The sequence below is a fragment of the Bradyrhizobium lablabi genome (assembly GCF_900141755.1).
Taxonomy (GTDB): Bacteria; Pseudomonadota; Alphaproteobacteria; order Rhizobiales; family Xanthobacteraceae; genus Bradyrhizobium; species Bradyrhizobium lablabi_A.
The window spans coordinates 2,890,982-2,913,829 of sequence record NZ_LT670844.1; the positions used below are offsets into that span (position 1 = coordinate 2,890,982).

The 22,848-nt window shown below is 62.2% G+C and carries 26 protein-coding genes; 12 read left to right on the top strand and 14 right to left on the bottom strand.

The genetic code is table 11. The features are described 5' to 3' along the window. Positions 1-94 precede the first annotated feature (94 nt). Positions 95-739: a glutathione binding-like protein gene (locus tag B5526_RS13440; RefSeq protein WP_079538665.1), complete on the top strand. Its 645-nt coding sequence runs from the start codon at positions 95-97 to the stop codon at positions 737-739. Positions 740-896: 157 nt separating this feature from the next. On the opposite strand, the gene B5526_RS13445 is transcribed toward B5526_RS13440, so the two are convergent. The 5 genes from B5526_RS13445 to B5526_RS13465 form a co-directional block, all read right to left on the bottom strand. Beyond that, the gene (locus B5526_RS13445; protein WP_079538667.1) at positions 897-1,364 is read right to left on the bottom strand and encodes a DUF1348 family protein; all 468 of its coding nucleotides are present in this window, start codon (positions 1,362-1,364) and stop codon (positions 897-899) included. Positions 1,365-1,429: 65 nt separating this feature from the next. Beyond that, entirely contained in the window at positions 1,430-1,882 is a 453-nt protein-coding gene (ybgC, locus tag B5526_RS13450; RefSeq protein WP_079538669.1) for a tol-pal system-associated acyl-CoA thioesterase, read from the bottom strand. Positions 1,883-1,886: 4 nt separating this feature from the next. After that, positions 1,887-2,252 (bottom strand): type II toxin-antitoxin system VapC family toxin, encoded by a 366-nt coding sequence (locus B5526_RS13455; protein WP_079538671.1) that lies wholly within the window; start codon positions 2,250-2,252, stop codon positions 1,887-1,889. Further along, complete coding sequence (locus tag B5526_RS13460) at positions 2,249-2,440, bottom strand: type II toxin-antitoxin system VapB family antitoxin (protein WP_079538673.1); 192 nt, start codon at positions 2,438-2,440, stop codon at positions 2,249-2,251. Before B5526_RS13460 ends, B5526_RS13455 begins: the two co-directional genes overlap by 4 nt. A gap of 114 nt (positions 2,441-2,554) precedes the next feature. Then, positions 2,555-3,394 (bottom strand): metallophosphoesterase, encoded by an 840-nt coding sequence (locus B5526_RS13465; RefSeq protein WP_244562360.1) that lies wholly within the window; start codon positions 3,392-3,394, stop codon positions 2,555-2,557. On the opposite strand from B5526_RS13465, the gene B5526_RS38990 reads away from it, so the two are divergent. After that, positions 3,293-3,568, top strand: a complete 276-nt coding sequence (locus B5526_RS38990) for a hypothetical protein (RefSeq protein WP_244562438.1) — start codon at positions 3,293-3,295, stop codon at positions 3,566-3,568. The genes B5526_RS13465 and B5526_RS38990 overlap by 102 nt on opposite strands. Here the strand turns inward: B5526_RS38990 and ruvB are convergent. From ruvB to B5526_RS13490, 5 genes are all read right to left on the bottom strand, one after another. Beyond that, positions 3,565-4,614 carry a Holliday junction branch migration DNA helicase RuvB gene (gene ruvB / locus B5526_RS13470; protein ID WP_079538678.1) on the bottom strand — a complete coding sequence of 350 codons (1,050 nt, stop codon included), beginning with the start codon at positions 4,612-4,614 and terminating at the stop codon, positions 3,565-3,567. The two genes, B5526_RS38990 and ruvB, sit on opposite strands and share 4 nt — an antisense overlap. Then, positions 4,611-5,108, bottom strand: coding sequence for a hypothetical protein (locus B5526_RS13475; RefSeq protein WP_244562287.1), 498 nt, complete (start codon positions 5,106-5,108; stop codon positions 4,611-4,613). Before B5526_RS13475 ends, ruvB begins: the two co-directional genes overlap by 4 nt. Beyond that, on the bottom strand, positions 5,105-5,722 hold the full coding sequence (gene ruvA, locus B5526_RS13480) for a Holliday junction branch migration protein RuvA (RefSeq protein WP_079538681.1): 618 nt from the start codon (positions 5,720-5,722) through the stop codon (positions 5,105-5,107). Before ruvA ends, B5526_RS13475 begins: the two co-directional genes overlap by 4 nt. 141 nt (positions 5,723-5,863) lie before the next feature. Further along, positions 5,864-6,391 carry a crossover junction endodeoxyribonuclease RuvC gene (gene ruvC, locus B5526_RS13485; protein WP_079538683.1) on the bottom strand — a complete coding sequence of 176 codons (528 nt, stop codon included), beginning with the start codon at positions 6,389-6,391 and terminating at the stop codon, positions 5,864-5,866. 174 nt (positions 6,392-6,565) lie between these two features. After that, on the bottom strand, positions 6,566-7,312 hold the full coding sequence (locus tag B5526_RS13490; protein WP_079538685.1) for a YebC/PmpR family DNA-binding transcriptional regulator: 747 nt from the start codon (positions 7,310-7,312) through the stop codon (positions 6,566-6,568). A gap of 206 nt (positions 7,313-7,518) precedes the next feature. Here B5526_RS13490 and B5526_RS13495 point away from each other — a divergent pair, with 206 nt between their 5' ends. The 3 genes from B5526_RS13495 (at position 7,519) to B5526_RS13505 (ending at position 11,054) form a co-directional block, all read left to right on the top strand. Further along, a complete protein-coding gene (locus B5526_RS13495) occupies positions 7,519-9,279 on the top strand; it encodes a methyl-accepting chemotaxis protein (RefSeq protein ID WP_079538686.1) in 1,761 nt (586 codons plus the stop codon). Positions 9,280-9,293: 14 nt separating this feature from the next. Beyond that, on the top strand, positions 9,294-10,715 hold the full coding sequence (locus B5526_RS13500; protein WP_079544973.1) for a methyl-accepting chemotaxis protein: 1,422 nt from the start codon (positions 9,294-9,296) through the stop codon (positions 10,713-10,715). A 105-nt stretch (positions 10,716-10,820) separates the two neighbouring features. Then, positions 10,821-11,054 carry a hypothetical protein gene (locus tag B5526_RS13505; RefSeq protein ID WP_079538688.1) on the top strand — a complete coding sequence of 78 codons (234 nt, stop codon included), beginning with the start codon at positions 10,821-10,823 and terminating at the stop codon, positions 11,052-11,054. A 104-nt stretch (positions 11,055-11,158) separates the two neighbouring features. On the opposite strand, the gene B5526_RS13510 is transcribed toward B5526_RS13505, so the two are convergent. After that, positions 11,159-12,019 carry a hypothetical protein gene (locus B5526_RS13510; RefSeq protein ID WP_079538690.1) on the bottom strand — a complete coding sequence of 287 codons (861 nt, stop codon included), beginning with the start codon at positions 12,017-12,019 and terminating at the stop codon, positions 11,159-11,161. Positions 12,020-12,127: 108 nt separating this feature from the next. Next, entirely contained in the window at positions 12,128-13,147 is a 1,020-nt protein-coding gene (locus B5526_RS13515) for a LysR family transcriptional regulator (RefSeq protein ID WP_079538692.1), read from the bottom strand. Between the two features lie 95 nt (positions 13,148-13,242). Between B5526_RS13515 and B5526_RS13520 the strand changes: the two genes are divergently transcribed. The 7 genes from B5526_RS13520 (at position 13,243) to B5526_RS37700 (ending at position 19,509) form a co-directional block, all read left to right on the top strand. Continuing rightward, the gene (locus tag B5526_RS13520; RefSeq protein ID WP_079538693.1) at positions 13,243-14,085 is read left to right on the top strand and encodes a pirin family protein; all 843 of its coding nucleotides are present in this window, start codon (positions 13,243-13,245) and stop codon (positions 14,083-14,085) included. Between the two features lie 69 nt (positions 14,086-14,154). Continuing rightward, complete coding sequence (locus B5526_RS13525; RefSeq protein ID WP_079538695.1) at positions 14,155-14,556, top strand: DoxX family protein; 402 nt, start codon at positions 14,155-14,157, stop codon at positions 14,554-14,556. A 370-nt stretch (positions 14,557-14,926) separates the two neighbouring features. Further along, positions 14,927-15,391 (top strand): (2Fe-2S)-binding protein, encoded by a 465-nt coding sequence (locus B5526_RS13530; protein ID WP_079538697.1) that lies wholly within the window; start codon positions 14,927-14,929, stop codon positions 15,389-15,391. Between the two features lie 10 nt (positions 15,392-15,401). After that, positions 15,402-17,585, top strand: a complete 2,184-nt coding sequence (locus B5526_RS13535) for a xanthine dehydrogenase family protein molybdopterin-binding subunit (RefSeq protein WP_079538698.1) — start codon at positions 15,402-15,404, stop codon at positions 17,583-17,585. Continuing rightward, entirely contained in the window at positions 17,582-18,925 is a 1,344-nt protein-coding gene (locus tag B5526_RS13540) for a cytochrome c (RefSeq protein WP_079538700.1), read from the top strand. The genes B5526_RS13535 and B5526_RS13540 overlap by 4 nt, the downstream gene beginning before the upstream one ends. Positions 18,926-19,011: 86 nt before the next feature. Next, positions 19,012-19,164, top strand: a complete 153-nt coding sequence (locus B5526_RS37695) for a hypothetical protein (RefSeq protein WP_154071295.1) — start codon at positions 19,012-19,014, stop codon at positions 19,162-19,164. Between the two features lie 45 nt (positions 19,165-19,209). Continuing rightward, positions 19,210-19,509 (top strand): hypothetical protein, encoded by a 300-nt coding sequence (locus B5526_RS37700; protein WP_154071296.1) that lies wholly within the window; start codon positions 19,210-19,212, stop codon positions 19,507-19,509. On the opposite strand, the gene B5526_RS13550 is transcribed toward B5526_RS37700, so the two are convergent. Further along, positions 19,506-21,404, bottom strand: a complete 1,899-nt coding sequence (locus tag B5526_RS13550; RefSeq protein ID WP_079538703.1) for a hybrid sensor histidine kinase/response regulator — start codon at positions 21,402-21,404, stop codon at positions 19,506-19,508. The two genes, B5526_RS37700 and B5526_RS13550, sit on opposite strands and share 4 nt — an antisense overlap. A 624-nt stretch (positions 21,405-22,028) precedes the next feature. Continuing rightward, positions 22,029-22,832: a hypothetical protein gene (locus B5526_RS13555; protein ID WP_244562288.1), complete on the bottom strand. Its 804-nt coding sequence runs from the start codon at positions 22,830-22,832 to the stop codon at positions 22,029-22,031. Between the last annotated feature and the right edge of the window lie 16 nt (positions 22,833-22,848).

A 22,848-nucleotide genomic window follows, 5' to 3' on the forward strand; every position in this document is an offset into this window, starting at 1 on the left:
CAAAAAATCCCTTGACGGCGTTTATATTATGCGAAATGGTATAAAAATCAACCCTGGTCAAAAACGCCGGACCAAACCGCCAAGGAGGCTTCCCATGGACCTGTATTTCTCGCCGCTGGCCTGCTCGCTGGCGACCCGCATCGCGCTGTACGAAGCCGGCACCGACGCCAATTATCTTGAGGTCGATCCGAAGACCAAGGTGGTGCAGAACGACGGCTCGGATTTTTATCAGGTCAACCCGCTCGGGCTAGTGCCGACGCTGCGCACCGATGACGGACTGGTGCTCACCGAGAACGCGGCGATCCTGCAATATGTCGCCGACCGCTTTCCGCAGGCCGGCATCTCAGCCGGACCCGGCATGGAGCGCAGCCGGCTGCATCAATGGCTCTGCTTCATCGGCACCGAACTGCACAAGGGCTTGTTCGTGCCGGTGCTCGACAAGAAGGCGCCGCCGGAAATGAAGACCTACATCCTCGGCAAGGGCCTGTCGCGGCTCGATTACCTCGAAAATTATCTCAAGGGCCGCGAATTCCTGCTCGACCATTTCAGCGTCGCCGACGCCTACCTCGTCACCGTCATCAACTGGACCATGGCGACGCCGCCGATCGAACTGGCCAAATGGCCTGTTGTGAAGGCTTATTACGAACGGCTGCGCGCGCGGCCCAGCATCGCGAGAGCGGTCGCGGAAGAGTTCAAGCTCTATCAGGCCGAGCAAGCACGCCATCAGGCGGCGGCGTAGGCGTTATCTCTCACCGAATCGTCCCCGCGAAAGCGGGGACCCATAACCACCAGCGGCGTGATTTAAGGAAGTCGTCGTACACCACGCTGCAACGGAAAATTCCCGGCGTATGGGCCCCCGCTTTCGCGGGGGCGACACCGGAATTTTAGTTACACCATCAAAACGGGCTCTCGCCCAACCCCGGGACATCCGCAGGCCTTGGACCAGGTGCTGCCCAGCGAAAGCGGCGGTCGGCTTCGGTAATCGTAACATCGTTGATGCTGGCTTCGCGGCGGCGCATCAGGCCGTGCTCATCGAACTCCCATTGTTCGTTGCCGTAGGAGCGATGCCACTGCCCGGCATCGTCATGCCACTCGTATTGAAAGCGCACCGCGATGTGGTTCCCGTCGAACGCCCAGAGATCCTTGATCAGGCGATACTCATGCTCTTTCGCCCATTTGCGGGTGAGGAAGGCTATGATCGCGGCGCGGCCTTCAAAAAATTCCGAGCGGTTGCGCCAACGGCTGTCCTCGGTATAGGCCAGCGCCACGCGCTCGGGATCCCTGGAATTCCAGGCGTCCTCGGCCATGCGGGCTTTTTGGGCGGCGGTTTCTCTGGTGAACGGCGGAAGCGGCGGACGCGACATGGGAACCTCAAGGGTTTGCGAGAGTGGTCGCCTGCATCTAGTGACGAGATGGCAAGTTGCCATCGCTAGATCAGATCGGCCTTCAGCAGCACCCGCAGCGACTTCGGGATCGGCTGCGCCCGGCCCTCGCTGATGAAGGCGACGCGGACTTGCGCTTTCACCAGCAAATGCTCGCCGCGGCGCACCTCCTGCGCCAGCGTGATGGAAGCGCCCTTCACCGCGACCGGCCAGGTCACGATGTCGAGCACGTCATCCATTCGCGCGGGTCTTAGGTAATCGATCTGCATCGAGCGCACCACGAAGGCAAATCCCGGGGTTTCCGTCTGCGCTTCCGCGAACAGCGCATGCTGTTCAGCACCCATCAGCCGCAGATGATTGGTGCGGCCGCGCTCCATGAAGCGCAGATAATTGGCGTGGTAGACGATGCCGGAGAAATCGGTGTCCTCGTAAAAGACCCGGACCTGCATGTGATGGCGGCCGTCGCGGATTACGCCGTCGAGATGGGCAGTCTTAGTCATGACATCAAGACCGGACTGAAAGAGTCAAACGTACTGCGGCCGCAAATAATCGCTTGTCTCTCGACCACAACGAAGTTCCAGGCGTCAAACTCACTGCCGCCAGAAGATGGACGTCGATATAACCCAATCCTTGCCCCGCAAGCGAGAAGTTAGAGATGAACTCGAGAACCTCCTCATGAGATGCCACGTTGGCAACTGGCAAGAAGCTCAGCATCAACAGTACTTCGTCGCGATTTCGCAGATGGCCTACTGCAACTTCGCCGACGACGAACGGATGAGTGGATACTTGCTGAACGTCAAGGAGCCGCGTTAAGCCTGCATCTTTGCTGCGGAGGTGATCGACCCAGATTGAGGTGTCGACCAGGATCAACGGGGTCGCCGGCGCGGGATCGGGCGAAGTTGAGGCTCGGTGCCGCCGAGCCGCGCCAGCCGACGGGCCGCTTCACGTTCAATCAGCGCTTTGAGTGCCTCGCGAAGAAGGGCCGACCTTTCGTGAACATTGGTCAATTGCTCGGCGCGGGCGAGCAATTCATCGTCGAGAGCTACCGTCGTACGCATCCGATTTTCTCCGAGGCACCAAATATAGCATCATCTGATGCACATTTCCATGCCCACTCTTCCCTCAAAACTCGGGTAATCCGCGTGATGCTGCTGCACAGACACAGCAGCGGTCTAAGCCGCGGCCGGAGCCGATCCGCCCAGCGTCACCAGCACGATCTCCGGCGGGACGCCGAGGCGGAACGGCATGATGCTGCAGCCGAGGCCGCCGGAGACGATGACGTCGCAATTGGCCCTTGTGTGGCCATAGGCGAACCGGTTGCCGTAACGCGACGGCACCACCGGCGACCAGCCGAACAACCGAATTTGGCCACCATGGGTATGGCCGGACAGCTGCAGCGCCACCCGCTCCGGCACCCGCACCGCCACGTCGGGCTCGTGCGCCAAAAGAATGAGCGGCGCATCGTCGGTCACTTTCGCCAACGTCGCTGCGAGATCATCGACGCCGATGCGCGGAACGGGGCGGAAACGCCGTGCCGGAACATAGGCCAGTTGATCGCCGAGCCCGGCGAGCCAGAACGGACGCCCGTCTTTGGTCAGGCGCATCGCGTCGTTCTCATAAACCGGAATACCGACCGCTTCGAGCGCGCGCCGGGCGTTGGTCAACCCGCGTCCTTCCCGTTGCACGGTCTTGTCTTCCCACCAATCATGATTGCCGAGGATCGCATGGACGCCGAGCGGAGCCTTTAGTCTGGCCAGCACCGGCGCCCATTCGTCCGCCGGAATGAAACTCGTCACGTGGCGATGGCCGGCGACATAATCGCCGAGCATCACGATGATATCCGCGTTGAGTGCGTTGGTGCGCTCGACGATCGACTGGATGTGTTCCAGCGACATCCAGGGATCGCAGGCATGCAGGTCAGCAATGACGGCGATCTTGAGCTGGAGACCAGCGGGCCATCGCGGCGGCTGGATGTCATAGCGCGTAATATCAAGCCGCAGCTCGGGCTCGATACCAAAACCGTATGCCGCGGTCGTGGCGCTGAAAGCACCGAACCCGGCAAAGAAACGAAAGAACTGGCGGCGCGAGATCATGAATGGTTAATTGTGATGCACGCTTACGCTAAGCACGGATTGCAGCTTAATTGGGGTAGGTTTGTGCAGAAAGCCAGCAGCCGCGCGCGTTAACCATCATCGTCGCCGTTGCCGAACAATCCGAACTGCGCCGGATCGCGCGCGGGCTCGGCGAGACCAAGATGGCGGAAGGCGTGCGAGGTCAGAAGCCTGCCGCGCGGGGTGCGCTGCAGATAGCCGCACTGAATCAAAAACGGCTCGATGATGTCCTCGATCGCATCGCGCGGCTCCGACAGCGCCGCCGCCATGGTTTCGACGCCGACCGGGCCGCCGCCGTAATTCATCGCGATGGTCGAGAGATAGCGCCGGTCCATGGCATCGAGGCCGGCGCCGTCGACCTCGAGCGCGCTCAGCGCGTTGTCGGCAATCGCACGGTCGATCGCGGCGGCATCGGCCGCGGAAGCAAAATCGCGCACCCGCCGCAACAACCGTCCGGCGATCCGCGGCGTGCCGCGGGCGCGGCGCGCGATCTCGTTGGCGCCATCGCTCGTCATGCCGATCTTGAGCACGCGCGCGCCGCGGGTGACGATCTTCTCCAGTTCCTCTTCGGTGTAGAAATTCAGCCGCACCGGGATGCCAAAACGGTCGCGCAGCGGATTGGTCAGAAGCCCGGCGCGCGTGGTCGCACCAACGAGCGTGAATTTTGCCAATTCGATCTTGACCGAGCGCGCCGCCGGTCCCTCGCCGATGATGAGGTCGAGCTGAAAGTCCTCCATCGCCGGATAAAGCACTTCCTCCACCGCCGGGCTCAGGCGATGGATTTCATCGATGAATAGCACGTCGCGCTCTTCGAGATTGGTCAGAAGGGCGGCGAGATCGCCGGCCTTGGCGATCACGGGACCGGAGGTTGCGCGAAAGCCGACGCCTAATTCGCGCGCCACGATCTGCGCCAGCGTGGTCTTGCCGAGACCGGGGGGGCCTACGAACAGCACATGGTCCAGCGCCTCGCCCCGCTTGCGCGCGGCCTCGATGAAGATCGAGAGATTGGCGCGCGCCTGCGCTTGTCCAACGAACTCCGACAGAAGTTGCGGGCGCAGCGCGGTGTCGGGCACATCCTCGGTGCGGCGCTCAGGCGTGATGATGCGGGAGGGCGGGGTCATGCGGGCAGGATAGCACGAGACAGCGGCTTGGTGAGCCACCAACAAAGAGTGGTCGGCAGGATTGCGAGCACCGCGAGCATGGCAAATGCCACGAGCACCTGCCCCGCGTCTGGCAACATGGCGGCCGAAGATTCCTCGAGGATGGTGCCGGACACGATAACGCCGATAATCGCGATGGCCACGGCGAGCCACGCCACCCACAGCGCGTTCTTCCCGGCATAGACCGCGGCCAAGGCGAAAATCAATCCCGCCACGGCTGACGGCGGGAATGAGGCCAGCACCGTTGCGACAGCGAGCAGCAACGCCGCGATCGAAACCATGGTGCCCAGCGCCTTAAGACCTACAAAAGCGAGAACGAGCTGCAGGATCGGTGCGCCTAACCCGGCGATGATCAGCAGAATAAGCGCCGCGAAGGCTATCGGCCCCACGACCGAAAATATCATGGTGATGCCGATCACCCGCGCCAGGCGATGGAATAAAGCACCAACGCTCACTTCGCCAATTCCTTCAGCCCGAGCCGGATGAGCTGCGCGGTCTCGGCGCCCTCACCGGCGCTGCGCGAAGCCGACGCAATCGCGGCCGCCGCCTGCGGCTGGCCGTAGCCGAGATTGACCAGCGCCGAGATCGCGTCGGTGACCGGGCGCGGCGCGCGGGAATCGTCGATCGCGCCGGACAGATGCACCAGCGCCGGATCGACATTGGCAAAGGCGGGTGCCTTGTCCTTCAATTCGGTGACGATGCGCTCGGCCACTTTCGGGCCGACGCCCGGCGTGCGCGTCACTGCCGCCTTGTCGCGCAGCGCGATCGCGTTGGCGAGATCGGACGGCGGCAAGGTGCCGAGCACGGCGAGCGCGACCTTGGCGCCGACGCCCTGCACCGTCTGCAACAGCCGAAACCATTCGCGCTCGACATCGCTGCGAAAGCCGAACAGTTTTATCTGGTCCTCGCGCACATACGTCTCGATCGAGAGCACGGCGGCCTCCCCGGCCGCCGGCAGCGCCTGCAGCGTGCGGCTCGAGCAATGCACCTGATAGCCGACGCCGCCGACGTCGAGAATGACAAAATCCTCGCCGTAGCTGTCGATCAGGCCTTTTAGTTTACCGATCATGATGAGGACTCGGAAAGGCCAGGCACATCTCGCTCGTCATGCCCGGGCTTGTCCCGGGCATCCACGTCTTTCTTGCCGATGTCCCCGACGTGGATGGCCGGGACAAGCCCGGCCATGACGGCTGAGAGCGATGCGCGGACATCATACCCCGACCATCCTCAGCCGCAGCGGGGTGCTCTGGCGGTGATGCGCATGGGTAATCGCAATGGCGAGCGCATCGGCGGCGTCGGGCGATTTCGGTTCGGCCTTCGGCAGCAGGATTTTCAGCATCACCAGAACCTGGTTCTTGTCGGCGTGGCCGGCGCCGACCACGGTCTTCTTGACCTGGTTTGGCGCGTATTCGGCAACCGATATCCCGAACATCGCCGGCGCCAGCATCGCAACCCCCCTCGCCTGCCCGAGTTTTAAGGTAGCGACACCGTCTTTATTGACAAAGGTCTGCTCGACCGCGGCTTCCGCCGGCTTGAAATCGCCGAGCACGGCCGCGAGCCCCTCGTGGATCGCGAGCAGGCGGCTCGCCAGCGGCAGGCTGTCAGCCGGTTCCACCGAGCCGCAGCCGAGGAAAGTCAGCCGGTTGCCCTCGATCTCGATCACGCCCCATCCGGTGCGGCGCAGGCCCGGATCGATGCCAAGGATGCGGACGGGGTGGCGAATCGGCGGTGGGGTCATGGGGTAGTGATAGCGCCGGAGCCGGGTCGGCGAAATAGACCACCAGTCGTCATCACCCGCGAAAGCGGGTGATCCAGTACGCCGAGGCCTCTCGGTTCAATCGCAACTGCTCCGGAATACTGGATCGCCCGGTCAAGCCGGGCGACGACACCTGTGTGTGTGGCGCCCGGCGCCCTATCCGCCCATCTTCGCAACAAGCGCGTCGGAAACCTCGAAATTGGCGTAGACGTTTTGGACGTCGTCGTGCTCGTTCAGGAGATCGATCAACTTCAACAGCTTCTCGCCGGTTTCGTCGTCCACCGGAACCGTGTTCTGCGGCTTCCAGGTCAGCGCCGACTTGCGGGGTTCGCCGAATTTCGCTTCCAGCGCCTTTGCCACCTCGCGAAACGTCTCCGGCGAGGCGTAGATCTCGTGGCCGTTTTCGCTCGACGACACGTCGTCGGCGCCGGCCTCGATCGCCGCCTCGAGCATTGCATCGTCGGAGGCGGCCTTGGCGTCGTATTCGATGATGCCAGTGCGATCGAACATGAAGGCGACCGAGCCGGTTTCGCCGAGATTGCCGCCCGCCTTGGTGAAATAGGACCGGATGTCCGATGCCGCGCGGTTGCGGTTGTCGGTCAGCGCCTCGACGATCACGGCAACCCCGCCCGGACCATAGCCCTCGTAGCGGATCTCGTCGTAATTCTCGCTATCGCTGCCGCTCGCCTTCTTGACCGCGCGCTCGATCGAGTCCTTCGACATGTTTTCCTGGCGGGCGGAAATGATCGCCGCGCGCAGCCGCGCGTTCATCGAAGGATCGGGCTGGCCCATCTTGGCCGCCACCGTGATTTCCCGCGCCAGCTTACTGAAAAGCTTCGACTTCTGGGCATCCTGCCGGCCCTTGCGGTGCATGATGTTCTTGAACTGGGAATGTCCGGCCATGCGGTCTCTCTTAGGTCTTCATCCGGTAACTAAACGGGGGTGGGAGAGCGCGGCGTTATAGGCCCGGAAACCGTCAAAATCAAAGATTCGGCGGTCATTTCGGTATACAGGTAGTGCCTTCTGCCGGAATATGAGGCAATCGTTAACTATGACTTCACGCCCAAATGCGAGGATGACGTCCTCATTGCAAGTGCCCGAGAGAGCCCATGGCGTTCGGTTTGTTTCGAAAGCGTCTGCCGGAACCGGCTGCGCCGGTGGCTGATCCGCAGGCGGTGACGCCGGCGGCGGCCGCCGAGGCTAACGCCCCCTCAGACGGCGATTCCGCCAGGGAAATCCTCGAACTGCTCGAACTCGAACTCGGCGCCATGATCCGGCAGCTCGAGCGCGCGGCCAATTCGGTCGCCGGCGGCGCCGAGGCGACGGCGGCGACACTTGCGACCATCCGCCAGCGCACCGACGCGCTGACCGGGCGCACCAGCGCCGCGCAGAACACCGCGACCACTTTCTCGCAGGCCGCGGACAAGTTCACCCAGTCGGCGCACGGAATTGGCGCCCAGGTGCGCGACGCCGGCAAGCTCGCCGACCAGGCCAGCGCCGCCGCCCGAGAAGCCAGCGCCAATGTCGATCGGTTGCGCGAATCCTCGGCCGCGATCGGCAACGTCGTCAATTTGATCGCGCAGATCGCGCGGCAAACCACGCTGCTCGCGCTCAACTCCACCATCGAGGCGGCGCGCGCCGGCTCGGCCGGGCGCGGCTTCGCGGTGGTTGCGACCGAAGTCAAGGCGCTCGCGGTGCAGACCCAGAGCGCCACCGAAGAGATCAGCAAGAAGATCGACGCGCTGCAGAAGGATGCCGCCGGCTCGGTCGATGCCGTGCATCGCATCTCGCTGGCGATCGAGGCGATCCGCCCGGTATTCGAAAATGTCAACGGCGCAGTGGCGGAGCAGAACGAAACCACCGGCGAGATATCCGAAAGCGCCGCCAGCGCCTCACATTTCATCGTCTCGGTCGGCGACAGTGCGGCCGAGATCGACAGCGCCACCAAGGAAGCCGAAGCCCATGGCGAGAGCGTCGCCAAGGCCGGCACGGCCGTCACCCAGTTCGCGCAGAAATTAAAATCCCGCTGCGCGGTATTGCTGCGCCAGGGCGACCGCGAAGACCGGCGCAAGCGCGAAAAGCTGCCGTGCAACCTGAAAATGGAAATCCAGACCGCGCGCGGCCTGGTCGCGGCGCCGGTCTACGAGATTTCCATGGAAGGCATTTTGATTTGCGGGCCAGACGCCGAACGGCTGCCGCGCAATGAAAGCCTCGGTGCGATACTGGAGAATATCGGCGCCTGCCGAATTCGCATCACTGAGCATTCCAAGGCCGGCGCGCAGGCGCGGTTCGAACGCCTCGATGCCGAGCTTGCCGAAAAGGTCGAAGACCGGCTGTGGCTGATCCGCGACGAGAACACCGAATTCGTTACCCGCGCCATGGGAGCCGGCACCGCGCTGACCCGGATTTTCGAGGATGCGGTGGCAAGCGGCGCCATCTCAATCGACGACATGTTCGACGCGAACTATGTCGAGATCGCCGGCAGCAATCCGCTGCAGCACCGCACCAAAATTCTCGATTGGGCGGACCGCGCGCTGCCGCCATTCCAGGAGGCGTTCCTCGCCAAGGACCCGCGCATGGTGTTTTGCGTGATGATCGACCGCAACGGCTATCTGCCGGTGCACAACAAGATCTACTCGCATCCGCAGCGGCCCGGCGACGTCGCCTTCAACACCGCCAGCTGCCGCAACCGCCGCATCTTCAACGATCCCGCCGGCCTCGCCGCCGGCCGCAACACCCGCTCCTATCTGATCCAGAGCTACGCCCGCGACATGGGCAACGGCAAAACCATCATGATGCGCGAGATCGACGTGCCGGTGCGCGTCAATGGCCGGCACTGGGGCGGCTTCCGTACCGCGTACAAACTGTGACCAAAGCGACACCGATGACGCAACCCGCAAGACTGGAACGCGCTGACGCCACTGTCTCGGACAGCGAACGTCTGGTCGACCGGCTCGCGAACCGGATCGGCGGCCTCGGCGTCGAGCTCGCCGACGTCGCGGGAAATCTGCAGGAAGTCGCAGGCCGCGTATCGAGCCAGGCCGAGCGGTTCGGGCATCTGCAAAAGACCGCGGAGACGATGGTCTCCGCCAATCACGATATTGCCAGCGCCTCCGGCGCGGTGCAGTCCGCGGCGACGGCGGCCGTCGGTGAAATCACCCAATCGCGTGCCGCGGTGGATACGGCGGTGAAGCATATCGCCGAACTGATCGAGGCGGTTAAGCGCATCGAACTTCGCCTCGGCGACGTCGGGACGGCATTGGCGCAGGTCGCAAAAGTCTCCGGCTCGATCGAAGCGATCGCGAAACAGACCAACCTGCTGGCGCTGAACGCGACCATCGAAGCCGCCCGGGCCGGCGCCGCGGGAAGGGGTTTTGCGGTCGTCGCCAGCGAAGTGAAGAGCCTTGCAGAGGCGACCCGCCAGGCCACGCATCTGATCGGCGATACCGTCCGCGATCTGGACGGCCAGGTCGGCAATTTGATCAGCGCAAGCGGCGACGCCTCGTTGCGCGCCAAGAGCGCCGGCGAAGGCGCCGAGCAGATTCAGGGCATCATCGTCCGCGTCCAGGACGGCTTTACCGCGGTCGGCAGGGAGATCGATGGGGTCACCAAAGCCGCCACCTCCAATCTCGCGCATTGCGACATGGTGATCGGCGAACTCGGCAACCTCGCCAAGGGCGTCGAGCTGTCATCGACCGAGCTCAAGCACGCCGACGACCGGGTCGCCAAATTGCTCGAACTGTCCGAGGGGCTGATCGAGCTGATCGCCGACAGCGGCGTCGAGACGTCGGACGCACCATTGATCCGCGTCGTGATCGACACTGCAAAGCAAATCTCAAAAGCATTCGAGACGGCGATCGAGCGTGGCGAGATCACGGTCGAGCAATTGATGGACGAAAAATATCGCGAGATTGCCGGCACCAATCCCAAGCAATACCTCACCGACTATGTCGCATTCACCGACCGGATTCTGCCCGCCATTCAGGACCCGATCCAAAAAATCGACCCCCGGGTCGTGTTCTGCGTCGCCTGGGCCAAGGGCGGCTATCTTCCGACCCATAATCCGAACTACCGCCTGCCACAGGGGCCCGACCCGGTCTGGAACAACGCCAATTGCCGCAACAAGCGGCTGTTCAACGATCGCGCGGTGAAGAAGGTGGCGGCCAATACAAAACCGTTTTTGCTGCAGACCTACCGGCGCGACATGGGCGGCGGCAATTTCGTCCTGATGAAGGACGTCTCCTCGCCGATCTATGTCCGCGGCCGCCATTGGGGCGCGTTCCGCATGGGCTTTCGGCAGTCCTGAGCTATCCCACGACGCGCGCCGCTCGCCGGCGATGTCGTCGTTCCTTCATTTCGCCGCGCTATAAACTGCGCGCGCTTGCGAAACGGAATTGGCGGGGCTTTTAAAATGAGCAGTGAGCATCCTGAACTCGACGAGCTGCAGGCCGCCTACAAGAACGCGGTGGAGGCCTGGATTTCCTCGATCCGGAAAGAGGAAGCGCTTGCCTCCGTCAATCACACGGTGGCCGAGGTCGACGAGTGGGAAAAGGCGCATTTCGAAGAGGACGAGATGCGCAGCACGGTGAAAGCCGCGAAGGAGAACTACGAGGACGCACTTCGCGCCAAGTTCTTCGGATTCTAGAGCGTGATGACTTTTCTTCGAATCGTCATCCCGCTCTATCTTTTTGTTTGAGCATAATCTTTTCGGAAAACCGGTACCCACTTTTCCGGATCATGCTCTAGCTTTTAAAAATTGATGCCGTAGATCAAGCGCGCCTGGTGACGCTCGAAGTTAACGAGATCGAGCGAGCCCGGCATTTCCGCCGCGCGGCCCGCGACCTGAAAACTCCAGGCCGCCGTCAGGCGCGAGCGCTCCGACAGCTGTATGTACATGGTCGGTCCGACGAACAGCGCGTGACCAGCAAATACATCGAGGCCGAAGCCTTCGTATTTCCGTAAGTAACGCGCTTCGCCGCCGATCAGGACGCCGGGTCGGACTTGCGCCATTATCGCTCCTGCGACGCCGAGGGTGGCGTCGTGCTCCGTTTTGCCGGTGGCGAGAAAGTTCGTCCACTCCGGCTGGTAGAGGAGGTTGACGGCGGCGACCAGTTTGTTGGCAATGAACTCGCGATCGAACGCGAGAGCAAAGTCCGTTCCATACGCGCGCACATGCTGCCCCGATGTCTCATCCAGGCGATTTGCGTGCGGCTCGGCCTCGAACAGCAGGCCGAAGGGCGAGGTAGCTCGATCCAGAAACCTGTATCGCAAGTCCACCGCGGCGCCCTGCACTGCCGTTTGATTGACATCGTCAAATCCGGGAACGCCGCCGATATTGTAGGACGCCGCGACGGCAGCGAACTCCACACGAAAATTCTTGACCGGCACAAATTCGAGTTCGGCCGAGTTGGTCACCGCACGATAGGTGCCGGCACTCTTGTCGAACCGTCCGGTCGTTTCGTTTTGAAATTCCCGCTCGCCGGGCTCGCCAATATCGGACCCGATTGTAAAGCCAAACAGATGCTCGGTATCGATGCCTTCGGCATGCCCGGGAAGCGGCAGCAGCAGGCAGCCCAGCGCGATCTGCAGCAATGTTGAACAGGTCCGCATGTTTCTTAAGCCTGCGCCGCGACGGTAGCTTCTACCGCACCATATGGCTTTCCGATCATGAAGACCACCACAGCAGGCCAGCGACGGCTTTTAGGCTCTGCTTCGTCGTCACGCTCGCGCGAGCCTGGGGGACCGGACCCGTCGACGCTTCGCCCGCTTTGCTGACGGGTGAAGGCTCGGCCCGCGCGCCTTGCTTGCCTGCGGCTTTGCAATTTGTCGAGCCGACGGCTCCGCCTCGTCGGTGAGTGTCACCAGCCTCTCGATCAGCCACCGCCCGGCCGGACCCGGCGGAGTATCGATCTTGTGGATGGCCATCATGGGATATTCTCCACCGCGCCACTCGGGAAGCTTCAACCGCACGAGCTTACCGGTTTCGATATCGGCACGAACTGTCGGTTCCGGCATTCCGCACCATCCTAGCCCAGCGAGAAGAAGCTTGTGCCTGACGGCTTGATCGCTGATGCGCCAGGTATTGAGACTGACGACACCGAAGTCCCGGCCCTCGCCCGCGGGTTGCTCCGAGAGAACAAGCTGGACGAAATCACGTGCCTGCGGTGGATCGGTTTCGCTCGCGTTAGCCAGCGGATGGCTTGGCGCAGCGACGGGAACGAGGCGGATCCCCTCTAGATCGATGCGGCGAAATCCGGTCATATCCATGTGCATGAGGCTTCCCACGCCGATGTCGGCATCGCCGTTTCGAACCACGCGCTCGACGTCGCCAAGGGTCTGCACCAGGAGACGAACCGGCACCGTCGGAAACTGCGCGTGGAATTCGCGGAGCAGCGTCGTGAGCCGATCGTTCGGCAACATGCTGTCGACCGCGAGCGACACTTCAGGCTCAAGCTCTTGCAGAAACCCCCGGACCCGGGCGCGCAGTGTTTCGATGCTAAGTGCGACCGCCCTCGCTTCGGACACAACCGCTTTGCCCTGTTGCGTGAGCTTCGGCTTGCGGGTCGTTCCGCGATCGAAAAGAGAAATGCCGAGCTGCGCCTCCAGCGTATCGATGGCGTAGCTGATCGCGGAGGTGGCGCGCCCCAGCCGTTTGGCGGCGGCGGTAAAGCTTCCCGCTTCGGCGACGGTCAATAGCACCCGAAGCTGATCGACGCTCGGTACCGCGGGGCTCCGCATTTCAAATTCCCTGAAAAGATTTTCCAGTTTTATACGGATTTTTTTGGGTCGAGAAAAGCCTTAGTTCTCCGCCGTGGGGACCCAGGAGTTTCGCCATGGCTAAATCGACTGCAGTGATCGGAGAGCGCCCGCGTCAGATCGTGCACCGGACGCGTGGCCGGCGTCACGGGCCCATCACCCGCCTGATGAGCCCGTCTGACCTCGGCCAAAGTCTCAAGCCGTTCGTCTTTCTCGATCTCTTCGATAACGAAGGAGCCTCGTTTTCGGGCTTCGGGCTGCACCCGCATTCGGGCATTGCGACGCTGACCTACCTGCTGGAAGGCAGTGTCCGATACGAAGACACCACGGGAGCCACCGGGATTTTGCCCCAGGGCGGGGTCGAATGGTTCAAGGCCGGCCGCGGTGCATGGCACGGCGGCGGCGATGGCGAATCCGGCCGGACACGCGGCTTCCAGCTCTGGATCGCGCTGCCGCCCGAGCACGAACTCACGCCAGCCGAAAGCATCTACCAGACCCCGCAGGACATTCGCCGGATCGGACCCGCTTCCGTCCTGCTCGGCAAACTCGGTGCGGTTTCGAGCGCGCTTCCCGCGCCATCGCCGGTAAATTACCTGGCCGTGCGCCTGAAGGCCGGCGAATCCTGGCGCTATCAGCCGCCAGCCGATCACAGCGTTTGCTGGGTTGCGCTCGCTACCGGAAGTCTTGCCGTTCCCGAGCCCGTGCAGGCGGGCGAACTTGCCTCCTTTGAGCCGTCGAACGAGGCGATCGACTTCCACGCCGAAACCGACACCGAATTCGTTCTCGGGTCGGCCGCAAGACATCCATATGAACTCGCCCTCGGACATTACTCCGTGCATACGAGTCCAGCCTCGCTTGAAGCCGGCGAACGGCACATCGGCGAAATAAAAGCGCAACTGCAAAAGCAGGGCTTGTTGTAGCCGCGCGCGAGGGCACGGCCGCTCCCTCTGGAAAATCCGCATATCATCGAAAGACCGAAAGATCCGACCATGCAAAACTTGGACACTGCACTTGCGGCCTCCGGCCGCATTCTCATCGCCGCTCTCTTCCTCCTGAGCGGTGTCGGCAAGATTGCCGCGCCAGCGATGACCCAGGGCTATATCGCTTCGTCGGGTTTGCCGGCACCGCTGCTCGCTTATCTCATTGCCATCATCATCGAGGTCGGCGGCGGACTGCTGCTTATTGTTGGCTTTCAGACCCGGATCGTCGCGCTGATCCTGGCGGTTTTCACTCTGGCGGCCGCGCTGGCATTCCACAACAAATTCGCCGACACAAACCAGATGATCCACTTCCTGAAGGATGTCGCAATTACCGGTGGCCTGCTTCAGGTCGCCGCTTTCGGCCCGGGCTCGGTTAGTCTCGATGCCCGCCGCCTGAACCTCGCACACTGAGATCGATCCGAGAAATCATGTTGATCGGACGATGCGTCGAAGGAAGAACATGCTGCTCGGCGCGAACAATATGACTTTAATATGATGACCTTCATTCTACCCCAGCTTGGAACGAGGGTTCCATGGCCTGAATCGTCGCGTTTACGTCCTTGGAGGAAGAACCTTCGACAGCTATCTTGAATTTCCGAGACAGAGTTTCAGCGAGGCTATGGTCCAGAAATCAACGGCGACGCAAGCCAGCGTTGCAAAATAAATCTCGGCTTTGTTGACGGATAGCAGCGCGATATTATCTAGCCACCACCTCAATCGGCCCCTGGGCGAGCTTCATCGCGGCGGGCGCTGTGCGGTGATTGCTGAATTGGAGGCGCCGATGGCCACGACCCTGACAATCAATGGCGAACAGAAGTCGTTCGACGCGCCGGCGGACATGCCGCTGCTCTGGGTGTTGCGTGACATCCTCGGCCTGACCGGAACCAAATTCGGCTGCGGCATCGCGCAATGCGGCGCCTGCACCGTGCATATCGACGGCAAGCCGGTGCGCTCCTGCATGCTGCCGGTCGGCGCGCTGCGCGACCGCGCCGTCACCACCATCGAGGGCGTCGGCGCGACGCCGGCCGGCGCCAAGGTGCAGAAGGCCTGGCTCGATCTCGAGGTGATCCAGTGCGGTTATTGCCAGCCGGGCCAGGTCATGTCGGCAGCGGCGCTGCTGGCTTCGACCCCCAATCCCGACGATTCCGATATCGATGCCGCGATGGCGGGAAATATCTGCCGCTGCGGCACCTATGTACGGATTCGCGCCGCCATCAAGCAGGCCGCCTCCGGCCGCCAGTCGTGAGGGCTAAGCCATGAAACTCGCAGAACAGAATTCAACTGACGTTTCGCGCCGCGCGCTGTTGACCGGTGGTCTGGCGGGCGGATTTCTGCTCGCCTTCCATCTCCCGCTCCGCGCGCTGACGCCAAACGAACCGGTGCAGCCGCCGGACGACACGATCGGCAAGTTTGCGCCCAACGCCTTCATCCGCATCGACCAGGCCGGCCACACCACGCTGGTCATGCCGCAGGTCGAGATGGGGCAAGGAATCTATACGGGGGTGGCAATGATCTTGGCCGAAGAACTGGACGCCGATTTTTCATCGATCGTTCTTGAGCATGCCCCGCCTAACGAGAAGCTTTACGCAAATCCAGCTTTCGGCATCCAGGCGACGGGAGGCTCTACGTCGGTCCGGGTCTTTTGGAAACCGCTCCGCGCGGCCGGCGCGACAGCCCGCGCCATGCTCATTCAAGCCGCCGCACAACAGTGGCAGGTAGAGCCGGCAAGCTGCACGGCATCGAAAGGCGAGGTCATTCATAAAGAGAGCGGGCGCAAGCTTTCCTATGGCGTGCTGGCGGCGAGCGCGAGCAGCCAGACGCCGCCAAAGGATGTCGCGCTCAAGGATCCCAAGGATTTCGTGCTGATCGGCAAGCCGCTGAAACGCTTCGACACACCCGACAAGGCCAACGGCAAGGTTGTCTACGGGATCGACGCGATCCTGCCCGGCATGAAGTTCGCAACGCTCAAGGCGTGTCCGGTGTTCGGCGGCAAGGTCGGCAAGGTTGACGACAGCGCCGCCAAGAAAATCCCGGGCGTGCAGAAGATCGTCGTGCTGGACGATATGGTCGCCGTTATCGGCGATCACATGTGGGCGGCAAAGAAAGGCCTCGACGCGCTCGTGGTTGACTGGGACGAAGGCCCGAACGCGCGCATCAGTTCGAACGACATCTGGCAGGATTTGCGCGCAGCAAGCGAAAAGGACGGCGCGGTCGCGAAATCGGAAGGCGATATCGCCAAGGGCCTTGCGACCGGCGACAGGCTGGATGCGGCATACGAGCTGCCGTTTCTGGCGCATGCGCCGATGGAGCCGCTGAACGCCACGGTTCATGTCAAGCCCGACTCCTGCGAAATCTGGACCGGCACCCAGATCATGGCCCGGGTGCAGTCGGAGGCGGCGAAAGCGGCCGGGCTCCCGGTCGAGAAAGTGACCGTCAATAACCACCTGATCGGCGGCGGTTTCGGCCGCAGGCTCGAGCCCGACATGGTGGTCGCGGCCGTTCGTGTGGCGAAAGAGGTCGATGGTCCGGTAAAGGTAGTGTGGACCCGCGAGGAAGACATCCAGCACGATATCTTTCGTCCGGTCTATCGCGACACCATTGCCGCGACGTTGTCCGACGGCAAGATCATCGGCTGGAAATACAAGGTCGCAGGCTCGTCCATCATCGCGCGCTGGCTGCCGCCGGCGTTCCAGAAGGGCATCGACATCGACGCCATCGATAGCGCGGCCGACCTGCCTTACGACATTCCCAACGTCCATGTCGAATATGTGCGGGCCGAACCACCGGCGGTGCCGACCGGGTTCTGGCGCGGCGTCGGCCCCAACAACAACGTTTTCGCGATCGAATGCTTCATGGACGAACTCGCGCGCAAGGCGGGCAAGGATCCGATCGATTTCCGCCGCGGCATGCTCGGAAAGAACCCGCGCCTGCTGGCCGCGCTCAATCTGGTGGCAGAAAAATCCGGTTGGGGTCAGCCGCTCCCGGCGCGCGTCGGGCGCGGCGTCAGCGCGCAGCCGTCGTTCGGCAGTTTTATTGCGACCGTGGTGGAAGCAGAAATCGACGAACAAGGCGAGGTGCATCTGCGCCGGGTGACATCGGCGGTCGATACCGGCATCGCCGTTAATCCCGATACCATCATGGCGCAGCTCGAAGGCGGCCTGATCTTCGGCCTGACGGCAGCGCTCTACGGCGAGATCACCATCGACAAGGGCCGCGTGCAGCAATCCAACTTCAACGACTACCGCATGCTGCGCATCGACCAAGTGCCGAAGATCGACGTCCACGTCATCAAGAGCGGCGAGGCGCCCGGCGGTATCGGCGAGACCGGCGTGACGGCCGGGCCGCCGGCGCTGCGCAACGCGATTTATGCCGCAACCGGCGTCGCCTTGCGGCGGCTGCCGATCGACCGCGCCATGATTTCAGCGGGGAAAAAATCATGAGCGCCGCGCGTCGCATTTGGCTCAGCGTTGTCGCGATCGTCGTGATCGCGCTGGGGCTCGGAATCCTGTTCGTTCGCGGGCCCGGCCCGATGACCTTCACGCGCGACGCAAAGGTAACGCTCGCGGATTATCACGGCCCCGATCCGACCGGCGTTCCGGCGTCGCTCGCCAAGGCTGATATCATCGAGCGCGGCGCTTATCTCGCGCGAGCCGCGGACTGCATGGTCTGCCACACCACGGAAGGCGGCAAGCCCTATGCCGGCGGGCTTGGTTTCCGACTGCCGTTCGGAACGCTCTATTCCACCAACATCACCCCGGACAAAGAGACCGGCATCGGCAATTACAGCGACCAGGATTTTATCAATGCCGTTCATCGCGGCGTCCGCCGCGACGGCGCCAGACTTTATCCGGCGATGCCGTTTACCTCCTATACCTACATCACCGACGCCGACGCGCTAGCCATCAAAGCCTACCTGTTCAGCTTGCCGCCGGTGCGGGCGGTGGCGCCCGAAAACACGCTACAATTTCCGTTCAACCAGCGCTGGGCGATGAGCATCTGGTCGGCGGTGTTCAATCCGGACACCCGCTTCGAGCCCGACCCGGAAAAGTCTCCGGAGTGGAATCGCGGCGCCTATCTCGCGGAGGCGCTGGCGCATTGCGGCGAATGCCATACGCCGCGCAATCTGGCGTTTGCGCTCGACAACCACAAGAAATTCCAGGGCGCGGTGACCGCGGGCTGGCGCGCCTTCAACATCTCTTCGGACAAGGCCACCGGCGTCGGCGCCTGGCGCGACGAGGATCTCGTCGCCTATCTCCGGATCGGTCACGCCGACGGCCACGGCACCGCCTCAGGGCCGATGGCCGAAGCGGTCGACCACAGTTTTTACCAGTTCGCGCCGGAAGACATCCGCGCCGTGCTGGCCTACCTGCGCACCGTGCCGCCGATCGCCTCGCCCGATCTGCCCGCGACCTTGGCGCCGCCGGCGCCGCCATCGCACAAGCAGGGCGTCACGGCGGACGCACGCGGCAAGATGGTGTTCGAAGGCGCCTGCGTCAGTTGCCATGGCTGGACCGGCGAGAGCCCGATCTCGCCCTTCGCCACCATCACCGGCGCCTGGGCGGTCAACGACCCCAGCGCGATCAATGTGGCGCAAGTCGTGATTCACGGAACCAGGCGGCATAACCCGCCCGATGCCATCTCGATGCCCGCGTTCGGCAATGCCTATTCCGACGACGAGATCGCAGCGGTGGCCAATTACGTCACCGCCCGCTTCGGAGCCAAGCCATCGCAGCTCACCGCCAAGGACGTGGCCGAGTTGCGACAGCAGGCGTCGGAGTAGTTCACAAGAAGGCGAGGGTTAACCACTTGTAAAGAATTTCCAGAACATTTTAGTAATCCCGCCGTCCGATTGGCAGGAGCACTGAAATGGCACGGATCAACCGTCGAGAACTGGAGCGGAAATTGGAGCAGGCCCGCCGGCTGGCCGCCGAGCCCACCGATCCGCTGACGCGAGAGCGACTGGCAGAGCTCGTCGAAGAACTGGAGTTTCAACTCCAGGAGCAGCGCAAGGTCGCCTGACCGGCACGCGTGAATGAAAAGGCCCGGCGCTGAACCGGGCCTTCGTTGCTGATCGCTTCACTTCTGCTGCTGGCTTTTCGAATGGGCCTGCTCGCTATGCTGGTGGGCCGTTTGCGAGTGTTGTTTCGCGCTGACGGCGTGTTCCTTGCCCTTGGCATGATCGCCCTTGCCGTGATGTTCGGCGGCGGATCGATGGGCCTTGGCAGCGTTTTCGTGATGTTCGGCCGCTTTGTTGTGTTCGTCTCTCGCCATCTTGAACCTTCCTCGGTTGTTTGGCTCCCAGTCCTGTCGGCTCAAACCGCTTTCCCCTGGAATGGTTCCTGTTCGGTGCCTCGCACGATCTAGCCCTCGGTCAATTTGGTGAGTTCCAGGCTCAGTTCCTGCAGCAGATAGGGTTTCTTCAACACCGGAAAGTCGATGTGCAGATCCTTCGGGCTGCCGCTGTATCCGGTCGTGAGCAGCACCGGCAGGTCGGGCTTCATCTTTCTGATGGCACGCGCGAGATTCACGCCGTCCATCTTTCCCGGCATCACGATGTCGGAAAAAACGATGTCGATGCCGTCGCGCTCGATTTCCTGCAGTGCCGTTTCGGCATCGGACACCCAGCGAACCTGATATCCGAGCTGTTCGAGCAATCCGGTAGAGGCATCGGCCACTTCCGGATTGTCTTCGACGAGGAGGATAGTCCCGGAACCGGATTTGCTTGACCCCTCCGAATCCTGATTTTCGTCGCTGGCAGCCCGCGGCAGGCGCATGCGGACTGTCGTTCCCTTGCCGAGCTGGCTGGATATCTCGACGTTGCCGCCAGCCTGATGGGCAAACCCATGAACCTGCGAAAGGCCAAGTCCGGTTCCTTTGCCGATAGGCTTGGTGGTGAAAAAGGGCTCGAACACCTTGGCAAGAACGTCGTCCGGAATTCCGACACCGGTATCCGCGACACCGACAACGACTTGTCCGGATTCGGCCTCATTGTATGCGGAGATGGTGACGGCGCCGCCGTCCGGCATCGCGTCCCTCGCATTGACGACCAGATTGACCAGCGCCGTTTCGAACTCGGCGGGGTCGGCGACGATCGGCCAAACGCCGTCGGCGAAGTCGACTTCCAGCGCAACGGCGCTACCGAGGCCGCTATTGAGGACCTCGCGCAACGACATCACCCGCTTGACGACATCGATGGCCTGCGGATTGACGCTCTGCCTCCGCGCGAAGGTCAGCAATTGGCTGGTCAGTGAGGCCGCGCGCTGGGAGGCAATGTCGATGGCATTCAACGCTTTGAGACCCGCCTCGCTCGACAGCTCTTTCTTGATGCGATGAAGGTTGCCCGCGATGATCATGAGCAGATTATTGAAGTCGTGCGCGACGCCGCCGGTCAATTGGCCGAGCGCGTCCATCTTTTGCGATTCGGCGAGCTGCCGCTGCATCTCTTCGAGCCTCTGCTGCGCTTCGCGCCGCTCGGTAATATCGCGGGTGATTTTTGCAAACCCGATCAGTTGACCGCGGTCGTCGCGGATCGGATCGATGACGACACTGGCCCAGAAAAACGAGCCGTCCTTTCGGACGCGCCAGCCTTCTTCCTCGTAGTGGCCGGTTTCCTCGGCGATCTCTAGGGCGCGCTGCGGCTTGCCCGCGGCCCGATCGGCCGGGGTGTAAAAGTTCGAAAAATTCTGGCCGATGATTTCCGAAGGCAGATAGCCCTTGATGCGTTGGCCCCCGGCGTTCCAGTTCGAAATGACCCCGGTTGGCGTCAGCATATAAAGCGCGTAGTCGGTGACGCCTCCAACCAGCATCCGGAACTGGCTCTCGCTCTTGTTGAGGTCCTCCAGCGCCTGCTGTCGCTCGGTCACGTCACGCGTGATCTTGGCGTAACCGATCAGCTTTCGCTTTTCGAAGATCGGATCGATGACAACGGAGGCAAAAAACCGCGAACCATCTTTGCGAACGCGCCAGCCGTCGGTGAGGAAATGCTTCTCTTTGCGCGCCGTTGCCAGCGCCTTGGCCGGAAGACCCGCCTCGCGATCTTCGGGTGTATAAAAGATGGAAAAATGCTTGCCGAGAATTTGCTTGGCCTTGTAGCCCTTGATCCGTTCGGCGCCGGCATTCCAGTTGATGACGTGGCCTTCAGGATCGAGCATGCAGATCGCGTAATCGGTAACGCCCTGCACCAGGAGCCGGAAGTTGCGCTCGCTGTCGCGAAAGCCTTTTTCCAGTTTCGATGGTTTGTCTTTTCTTGGTTTGGTCATCAGGGGTTCCGGCCTTTGACCGAACGTCCCAACGTGGGTGTTGGTTCCGGCGAGGATGATGGCAAGGTCGCCAAATTAATCATTTTGACAGTCAGAGATGGATCGATTTTGGCTGGAACTCGCGAGAGGACAAGCATCCGCGAACTCGCGGCGCGATGCGCCCGAGCTGTGCAAGCAATTTGACCCTCGAAAATACAGAGGGCGCAGGGAATGCCGGGCGCTCGATGCGCCCGCAGCCGCGCGTGTAGAAAAAAACACGCGCGTTAGTCACCACGGTCACACCGGAACAACCCGGCATTCCCCGCGCAATGGTTTTAACGGCTGCTTCGTGCTCTCCCCGGTGACCGGGCTCTTTTGCCACCGTCATCGGCGGAGACAACTCCGCCAACTTGACACCAGCGTCGGGGTGTCAGGACCACACGACTTCGCCGTCCGCTTGAGCGCTGTTCGTCAATAGCGCCGCTCGCGTCCACCGCATCCCGCCCCGCGTCCGTGACGATCGCGAGCCGCCCCTCTGTGGGACGAGACGGTGATGGATATACGGGTGATTTGGGTCAACGGCGAAGAGGAATATTTTTGCGAGAGGGGCTGGACACGAATTTAGTGATTTGCCCGTCGGGCAAATCAGTGGAGTGGGCGCGTTCCAAGAATTACCGGCGATGGCACCAAAGGAAAGCCAAATGTCAGCCCTGCGCGCACCTCGTTCACCGGATGACCGTTCGTGAGCGCGTGACGTAACCCAACGTCGAAGCTGAGATCATCACGAACGCGCCAAATGAGCCCGATCAATGCTGATACCGTTTCCGATTTGCCAAATTCGTTCTCGTAAAAAAATTCCGCAACCGGTCGGATCGTCCATTTTGATGGACCCTCGATAATGGCGCCGAGAAACAGGTCGGCGTGATGCTCGCGGGTAAGCGCCGTCTCGGCGTTCAAATGGATCGTTCCCCAATCCCAGCGCTGCGAAACGATTCCAGCCAGACTTGCACCGACGCCTGAATTGCCGGTGCTGTCTGGAAGCAGCACGCCAAATTCCGTCGCAACGCTCGGCCCCGTCTTGTCCTGCAGAGCGCCGGGTTGCAGGACATGCTTGAGGAACGCTCCCGTGGCCGTCAGGCTGGTGGGACCTGTTGGTGAAAGTGGCGTCTGGCCCTGGCCTTCGAACACGGCCTCCCATCCTTCGCTCAACCCGTAATTAAAGACGGTTGCCGGTGCGACAAGCGTAGTATTTCCCTCCTCACGCAAACGTCCGGCGGGCTGCAATTCAATTTCTAGCTCTCCCGGAGCAGCAACCGCCGCATCAGTTCCGTCGAAGGGACGATAGGCCAAAGCCGGGGGAGACCATGCTGCCAGGCTCAACGCAATGACCGGCGCCGGCATAAACCATTTCGGAAGTCGCGGTTCCCGACGCTGGAGGTTCGCGAGCATGCGCTGCCCTCGTGCT

Coding starts and splice junctions, on each gene's coding strand:
- ruvC (WP_079538683.1), bottom strand. CDS start 6,391: ATGACCCCACCGCCGATTCGCCACCCCGTCCGCATCCTTGGCATCGAT.
- B5526_RS13530 (WP_079538697.1), top strand. CDS start 14,927: ATGGCCACGACCCTGACAATCAATGGCGAACAGAAGTCGTTCGACGCG.
- B5526_RS13510 (WP_079538690.1), bottom strand. CDS start 12,019: ATGCGGACCTGTTCAACATTGCTGCAGATCGCGCTGGGCTGCCTGCTG.
- B5526_RS13500 (WP_079544973.1), top strand. CDS start 9,294: ATGACGCAACCCGCAAGACTGGAACGCGCTGACGCCACTGTCTCGGAC.
- ruvB (WP_079538678.1), bottom strand. CDS start 4,614: ATGACCCCGCCCTCCCGCATCATCACGCCTGAGCGCCGCACCGAGGAT.
- B5526_RS13535 (WP_079538698.1), top strand. CDS start 15,402: ATGAAACTCGCAGAACAGAATTCAACTGACGTTTCGCGCCGCGCGCTG.
- B5526_RS13515 (WP_079538692.1), bottom strand. CDS start 13,147: ATGCGGAGCCCCGCGGTACCGAGCGTCGATCAGCTTCGGGTGCTATTG.
- B5526_RS13445 (WP_079538667.1), bottom strand. CDS start 1,364: ATGTCGCGTCCGCCGCTTCCGCCGTTCACCAGAGAAACCGCCGCCCAA.
- B5526_RS13550 (WP_079538703.1), bottom strand. CDS start 21,404: ATGACCAAACCAAGAAAAGACAAACCATCGAAACTGGAAAAAGGCTTT.
- B5526_RS13520 (WP_079538693.1), top strand. CDS start 13,243: ATGGCTAAATCGACTGCAGTGATCGGAGAGCGCCCGCGTCAGATCGTG.
- B5526_RS37695 (WP_154071295.1), top strand. CDS start 19,012: ATGGCACGGATCAACCGTCGAGAACTGGAGCGGAAATTGGAGCAGGCC.
- B5526_RS13495 (WP_079538686.1), top strand. CDS start 7,519: ATGGCGTTCGGTTTGTTTCGAAAGCGTCTGCCGGAACCGGCTGCGCCG.
- ybgC (WP_079538669.1), bottom strand. CDS start 1,882: ATGACTAAGACTGCCCATCTCGACGGCGTAATCCGCGACGGCCGCCAT.
- ruvA (WP_079538681.1), bottom strand. CDS start 5,722: ATGATCGGTAAACTAAAAGGCCTGATCGACAGCTACGGCGAGGATTTT.
- B5526_RS13440 (WP_079538665.1), top strand. CDS start 95: ATGGACCTGTATTTCTCGCCGCTGGCCTGCTCGCTGGCGACCCGCATC.
- B5526_RS13555 (WP_244562288.1), bottom strand. CDS start 22,832: ATGCTCGCGAACCTCCAGCGTCGGGAACCGCGACTTCCGAAATGGTTT.
- B5526_RS13460 (WP_079538673.1), bottom strand. CDS start 2,440: ATGCGTACGACGGTAGCTCTCGACGATGAATTGCTCGCCCGCGCCGAG.
- B5526_RS38990 (WP_244562438.1), top strand. CDS start 3,293: ATGCAGGTCAGCAATGACGGCGATCTTGAGCTGGAGACCAGCGGGCCA.
- B5526_RS13490 (WP_079538685.1), bottom strand. CDS start 7,312: ATGGCCGGACATTCCCAGTTCAAGAACATCATGCACCGCAAGGGCCGG.
- B5526_RS13525 (WP_079538695.1), top strand. CDS start 14,155: ATGCAAAACTTGGACACTGCACTTGCGGCCTCCGGCCGCATTCTCATC.
- B5526_RS13505 (WP_079538688.1), top strand. CDS start 10,821: ATGAGCAGTGAGCATCCTGAACTCGACGAGCTGCAGGCCGCCTACAAG.
- B5526_RS13540 (WP_079538700.1), top strand. CDS start 17,582: ATGAGCGCCGCGCGTCGCATTTGGCTCAGCGTTGTCGCGATCGTCGTG.